Annotated in this window: 4 protein-coding genes and 1 rRNA gene; all 5 read left to right on the forward strand. The window is 50.2% G+C overall.

What is annotated here, in order from left to right; translation table 11 throughout:
• Positions 1-8 precede the first annotated feature (8 nt).
• The 5 genes from rrf to VZT47_RS08895 all read left to right on the forward strand — a co-directional run bounded on the left by rrf (position 9) and on the right by VZT47_RS08895 (position 6,084).
• Positions 9-125: ribosomal RNA gene (rrf, locus tag VZT47_RS08875) — 5S ribosomal RNA — on the forward strand.
• Positions 126-893: 768 nt separating this feature from the next.
• A complete protein-coding gene (locus tag VZT47_RS08880) occupies positions 894-1,706 on the forward strand; it encodes a nitrogenase iron protein NifH (protein WP_330224607.1) in 813 nt (270 codons plus the stop codon).
• Complete coding sequence (locus tag VZT47_RS08885) at positions 1,696-2,991, forward strand: nitrogenase component 1 (protein WP_330224608.1); 1,296 nt, start codon at positions 1,696-1,698, stop codon at positions 2,989-2,991. The genes VZT47_RS08880 and VZT47_RS08885 overlap by 11 nt, the downstream gene beginning before the upstream one ends.
• Positions 2,978-4,246 carry a nitrogenase component 1 gene (locus tag VZT47_RS08890; protein ID WP_330224609.1) on the forward strand — a complete coding sequence of 423 codons (1,269 nt, stop codon included), beginning with the start codon at positions 2,978-2,980 and terminating at the stop codon, positions 4,244-4,246. Before VZT47_RS08885 ends, VZT47_RS08890 begins: the two co-directional genes overlap by 14 nt.
• 521 nt (positions 4,247-4,767) lie before the next feature.
• Entirely contained in the window at positions 4,768-6,084 is a 1,317-nt protein-coding gene (locus tag VZT47_RS08895; protein WP_330224610.1) for an ATP-binding protein, read from the forward strand.
• Positions 6,085-6,381: the final 297 nt, after the last annotated feature.

Here is a 6,381-nt window from a genome sequence, read left to right on the forward strand (position 1 = left end):
CTCTCAGATTCAGTGGCGATAGCTGTGAGGATACACCCGTACCCATGCCGAACACGGTAGTTAAGCTCACAAACGCCGAAAGTACTTGGCTGGAAGCGGCCCGGGAGGATAGGAAGCTGCTGATTAATTGATTAGAACCGATTGTGCGAACAATCGGTTCTTTTCTTTTGGCTCATTTCCGATGAGTCAGTGACTCTTCAGATAGAGTCACATACGGTATTCGTGAGTCAGCCTCACCACGGCGAGCCCCGGTATAGTCCATTTCGAGATTTCGTGGTTCGTGATTCGTGGTTCGTGAAGGTGTCGGTCTGAGGACCGACGAATTTTATATGGGGAATGTGCACAGGCGGGGTGAAGAACGGTTAGAGCCAATGACGTATCGTCATCATGCTAAATGTCTCAAAAGGTCCGCGGTAAGGCTTCCCCTCGGGGAAGCTGGCTGCGAAGCAGACTGATAGGGCAGGGATGGAACCCTCCAGGAAGATTTATGTGACAATTGAGTCATCCTATCGATTCTTCGAATCGATTTGCCCCTTCACCCGCTTCGCGGGAGCTTCCCCGGAGGGGAAGCCTTTCCGCCTATGGATAGAGTCAATTGTCCCGGGAACCTTTTGTCAGTCTCATATGTGCCATGCAGCGATAGTACGACACCCTGCTTGCAACGCTTCTCCTCTGATCAGGGGGCAGGTGATTTTGGGAATTTACGGGCTTTTCAACTTCGCCTGTGCAAAATCCCCATATATATTCTGCGGCCGTCAGACCGCCACCATCCCGACAACCCTGATTCAAAAGTATTTCTTTCTCAAAGTTATTTCCTTCATCCTGCGGTCATCTCTGCTATACTATATATAGCTTAGAATTTCCTTAAAACAGTTTATATATGAGGAGATACGATGAAAAAGATTGCTTTTTATGGGAAGGGCGGTATCGGGAAGTCGACGACGGCTTCGAATGTGTCTGCAGCTCTTTCTCTTATGGGAAAGCGGGTGGCCCAGATCGGGTGCGATCCGAAGAATGATTCGACCCGGCTTTTGCTGGGGCATATCTGCAAGGAGACGGTGCTGGATAAAGTCCGCCGGTCGGAGGTGGATGAAATCAGGAAGGAAGATATCGTTCATACCGGGTTTAACGGGGTAACCTGTGTGGAAGCAGGAGGTCCGGAACCGGGCGTAGGCTGTGCGGGGCGCGGGATCATCGTGGCTCTCCAGCTTCTGGACCGGATGAAGGCGCTTCCTTCCGTGGATTTGACTTTATATGATGTGCTGGGGGATGTAGTCTGCGGCGGTTTTGCCATGCCCATCCGTGAGGGGTATGCGGAGGAAATATACATTGTTTCTTCGGGCGAGCTTATGAGTCTTTATGCGGCAAACAATATCGCCAAGGGGATCCGCCGGTTTGCTGCCCGCGGGAAGGTGCGGCTCGGCGGGATTATTGGAAATTCAAGAAATACGCCTGGTGAAAAGGAGCTTTTGACGGAATTTGCCAAAGAATTACATACGGAGCTCATCGCTTTCATTCCGCGGGATAAGATCGTGAATGTGGCGGAGAATCACCGGCAGACGGTGCTCCAGTATGCGCCCGATTCTCCCCAGGCGGGGGTGTATAAGAAACTGGCAAAGACCATATGGGAAGGCACGAATCTTTCCATTCCTACGCCCGTGACTTTTGAAGAACTGGAAAGGCTGGCGGCTTTTTATGGAACCTAAGACAAAGTGGCTTCTCACAAAGACGACTTCCACTTCCTGTACTATGCCTGGGGTCTGGAAGGCAGCCGCTTTCTGTGAGGGGGTGGCCGTGATTTTTCACAGTCCCCTGGGCTGCACCCATGTGGCTTCTTTCATGGATATGGGGGCCCGTTTCCGGGTCCTTGCGGACGGAGGAAAGGAATTTCCTCATGCAGTGCCTCTTATTTCCTCCAATCTCCGCGAAAAGGACAGCATTTTCGGAGGTGCCGACCGGCTTAAAGACTGCATGAAATATACGGTGGAAACGTACCATCCGAAATGCATCATTGTGGCTTCTTCCTGCGTAGCCGGGGTCATTGGAGATGATGTGGAAGGGGTTTGCGAAGATTCGGAAATGGAGTATGGCATCCCCATCCTCTGCATGCCCTTTGCAGGATTCCTGGGCGGTGAATATGGAGACGGTTATTACAAAACCGCCAATGCTATCCTGTCCCGGTTCTTTCAGAAACAGGAAAAAGTCAGAGGACGGGTAGTCCTTCTGGGCGACCAGATGGGCCCGGCGGGCCAGTATGCGCGGGAAGTATCAAGAATTCTGGAAAAATTCGGCCTGGAAGTACGATACCAGTTCCCGGGCTACGTGCCTTTTGAGGAATGGAAGGAAATCCCGTCGTCGGAGTACTCTGTCATGCTCGGTTTTGCGGGCAATGCGGGAGAACTGGTGAAACTGGCAGACCGACTGGAAAAAGAGTTTGATGTGAAATCATTAGGAAACAGTTTCCCCGTGGGCTGGCAGGCCACGAAAGAGTGGATTCTCAAAGTCGGTGAAATGACGGGGCAGGAAGAACGGGCGAAAGAAGTGCTTTCCGAAGAGGAAAGCGATATCGAGAATTATATTTCCACCATCAAAGACAGGACGATGGGCAAAAAAGCGGCCATCGTCACGGGCCGCCCGCCCCGCTGGTATAATCCCGGCGAAACGGCAGAGTCCCTTTCCTGGCTGGGTATTTCTATTTCCTCCTTAATCCTTCTGGATAATCTGAAAGGGGAAGAAAAGGCATTGCTCACCGAAAATTTCCGCAAAGTGAGCGATGCGCCCATCATTGACGGGAAAGACAGCGGACCGGTGATGGATTCATCAGATATTCTACTGGTTACGAATGAAATTTACAGCACGAAGACCAAGCAGCTTTTCATCCCCATGATTCCGCTTGCCGGGACGGCCGGGGAAAAAGCCATGCTCCGGGCCATTGCCCATCTCATCTGCCGGTATGGGTCGAAAGGAGGAATCGCCTATGTGGAAGCCTGAATGGGAAGCAGCCTGCAATCATACGGCTACCTGCGGACTCACGGGATCTGCCGCCTTTTTCTCCTCCATTCCCGGAAGTTTCGTCATGGTGAACGGGCCACTCTGGTGCTATTTCTATGCCATGAAATATGTGGACGATCTGGATGAGACGGCGCGGAACCGTTTCTACTGCACCCAGCCGGGGCAGGAGTCTCTCGTCTATGGCACGGAAAAAGACCTGGTGAAGGGCTTTGAAATGATTCAGCAGATGGGGAAATTTGATCGTGTCTTCATCCAGAGCAACTGCTCCATTTCCCTCGTAGGAGATGATGTGGCTGGGATTGCCGCAAGTCAGGACCTTCCCTGGCCCGTCTATGCGGCGGATTCCGGCGGACTCAAAGGTGATTTCGCAAAAGGATATCAGCAGGCGTTCCTCCGGGTGATGGATGAAATGAAGCCGCTTTCCACAGTGAAACATACAGTGAACGTGCTGGGCCTTTCCCTTTCCGACCTGAAAGGGAAGGAAAATGCCCTGGAAATCAAACGGCTCCTCGAAATGAGCGGTCTGACAGTCAATGCCATCCCCGGGGCCGGCAGCACCTGGGAAGAAATCATGAATATGCCCTCGGTAGAGCTCAATATCGTTGTCCGTCCTGAACTTTCTGAAAAAGCAGCCAAACGGATGGAAACAGATTTCCATGTGCCTTACATCGAAACGGGCCTTCCGGCGGGCACCGAAGTCACCATGAAATGGCTGGAAAAAATCAAGGAAATCCTGCCATCCATGAATCTTTCAAAAGCGGCAAAAGAAGCGGCAGATCTCAAACGGCACCTCACCCATCTGGGAGGAGGCATGCAGTCCCTTTGGGGACAGCTCTGGTTTGATGAAATCCTGGTTTCCGCCTGGCCCTCCGACGCTTCTGCCATTGCAGAAACGGTGCGCGGTGAATGGGCGGATACGGGAAAACTCATCGTCCATCAGCAGGAACCTTCAGAAATGAAAATTCCGGCGGCCGATATCATCCGTACCGTACGGGCCGATGATGCAGAAATCAATGAAGACTATAAAGAATGGCAGGGAGGGCTCCTCCTGGCAAGCTCCCACGAAACTACGAGGCTTGGGAGGCTCGGAAAGAAAGCAAGGTTCATTCCTGTCTTCCGCCCCGTCTATGAAGAAATGCTGGCCGATGCCACTCCCCTCTACGGATTTGCCGGGGCAGCCCGGCTCTTCGAAAGAGTCTTCAACGCGGGGATTGCGGAGAAGAGGAAGGATTGAGGCTGAGTCTGAGTCATTTGTCAGATAAGACGGATTGAGTCAGTTACGGTATTCGTAAGTTAGCCTCACCTCGGCACGCCCCGGATTCGACATTTTCGAGATTTCGTGGTTCGTGATTCGTGGTTCGTGAAGGTGTGCCCCTGATGGGGCACATTTTTTTATATGGGGAATGTACACAGGCGATTTTAGTGAAGTCATCTGTCAGATACCTATTTTGAGTCAGATGCGGTATTCGGGAATCACCCCTGTCCGGGACATGCCCCGATGGAGTCTTTAGCGAGATTTCGGGGTGCGGGAAGGTTCGGCGCAAATACGTGAGTGCCTCTTTTTGTATGGAGGAGTAAGCTGGAAAAACGGAAAAATGGCCGTAATCGTAATAAGAAAATGGGTCCGGACAGATGATTTTATAGAAAAGTGTGAATTTTCCATAAAAGTCCCTTGGAAAAGTGTAAAATTCCCCCAAAACTCCCTTGAAAAAGTGTGAGATATCTTTTATCATGAATTTCAAAGGAGGAGGTCCTATGCTGAAACGTAAGATGGAGGAAGAGCTGAAAAAGTGGAAAGATGATCCGGACCATAAGCCGCTGATTCTGAAAGGCTGCCGGCAGTGCGGGAAGACGTATTCGGTCCTGGAATTTTCGAGAAAGAATTATGATTCTGTCATTTATCTCAATTTCCTGGAAAATCCGGATTATCGGGATATTTTCTCCGGTTCTCTGGAAGTCAGTCATCTGGTGATGATGATGTCGGCCCTTTCAGGGCCGGGGGTGCAGTTTATTCCCGGCAAAACGGTGATTATCCTGGATGAAATACAGGAATGTCCGGAGGCGAGGACGGCTCTGAAATTCTTCAAGCTTGACGGCCGGTTTGATGTGATTGCCACGGGATCTCTTCTCGGCGTGAAGGGTTATGGAATGCCACGGTCCGTACCTGTGGGTTATGAGACTGTAATGACCATGCGGCCTCTTGATTTCGAGGAATTTCTCTGGGCAAAAGGAATGGATGAGGCTTTGATCAACCTGCTTTCTGCCTGCCTGGAAGAGGAAAAACCGGTGCCTCTGGCTCTTCATCACAGAATGCGCCAGCTTTTACTGGAATATACCGTCACAGGCGGTATGCCGGAAGTGGTGCAGGATTATGTCAATCATGGACAGATGAACCGGGTGCTTCAACTGCAGCGGGATATTATCCGGTCCTATGAAGATGATATGGTGAAATATGCGGAAAATCGGGACAAATCAAAAATCAGGGAGTGCTTCCAGTCGATTCCCCGCCAGCTCAGCAGGGAGAACAAGAAATTTCAGTATGCCCTCATTAAAAAAGGTGGACGGACATCGGAATTTACCGGAAGCCTGCAGTGGATAGAAGATGCCGGCATCATCGTACGCTGCTATAACCTGAATCTGCCGGAACTTCCTCTGGATGGAAATGCCATGGATTCCGTGTTCAAAGTCTATATGGCAGATACGGGGCTCTTCATCAGCATGCTTGAAGATGGCACCCAGATGGACGTGCTCAAGGGAAATTTATTCGGATATAAAGGAGCCATCTTCGAAAATCTTGTGGCCGATATGCTCTCCAAGATGGGGCGGAAACTGTATTATTTCCACAAAGACAGCGGTCTTGAAGTGGATTTCGTTATCCGTTACAAAGGAGAGGCCGCACTTCTGGAGGTCAAGGCATCCAGTGGAAATACAAAGAGTACCAGGATCATTCTGAAACATTCCGAGAAATATCACGTCACCCGGGCTATCAAGCTGGGAGATTACAATGTGGGGAGAAGTGAACGCATTTTGACGCTTCCTCATTATATGGGATTCCTTCTGAGGCAGGTGTGACAGGGGAAATTTTTCTCCCAAAGTTATCAGTTATCAGTTCGCAGTTAAGGTGACCGTCTTTAAATCCTGGAGGCGGTCTTTTTTATGGAATTTAACCATTTTCAATGAAAGGGGGAGTACAAAAATAAAAATCATTATTTAAAAACTTTAGGGGAAATAGTTATCAGTTATTAGTTATCAGTTCGCAGTTATGGTGGCCGCCTTTTTATAGGGGAGGCGGCCCTTTTATATAAGGATTTAAACATTCTCCAGGAGCATTGTGTATAAAAATGGCCCGCCATCCAGTTTGATGCGGGC

The organism is Dialister sp. (assembly GCF_036343215.1).
Lineage (GTDB): Bacteria > Bacillota > Negativicutes > Veillonellales > Dialisteraceae > Dialister.

What these genes read in the sequence shown, in the direction of transcription:
- VZT47_RS08890 (WP_330224609.1), top strand. Translation starts at nt 2,978, where the DNA reads ATGTGGAAGCCTGAATGGGAAGCAGCCTGCAATCATACGGCTACCTGC.
- VZT47_RS08895 (WP_330224610.1), top strand. Translation starts at nt 4,768, where the DNA reads ATGCTGAAACGTAAGATGGAGGAAGAGCTGAAAAAGTGGAAAGATGAT.
- VZT47_RS08880 (WP_330224607.1), top strand. Translation starts at nt 894, where the DNA reads ATGAAAAAGATTGCTTTTTATGGGAAGGGCGGTATCGGGAAGTCGACG.
- VZT47_RS08885 (WP_330224608.1), top strand. Translation starts at nt 1,696, where the DNA reads ATGGAACCTAAGACAAAGTGGCTTCTCACAAAGACGACTTCCACTTCC.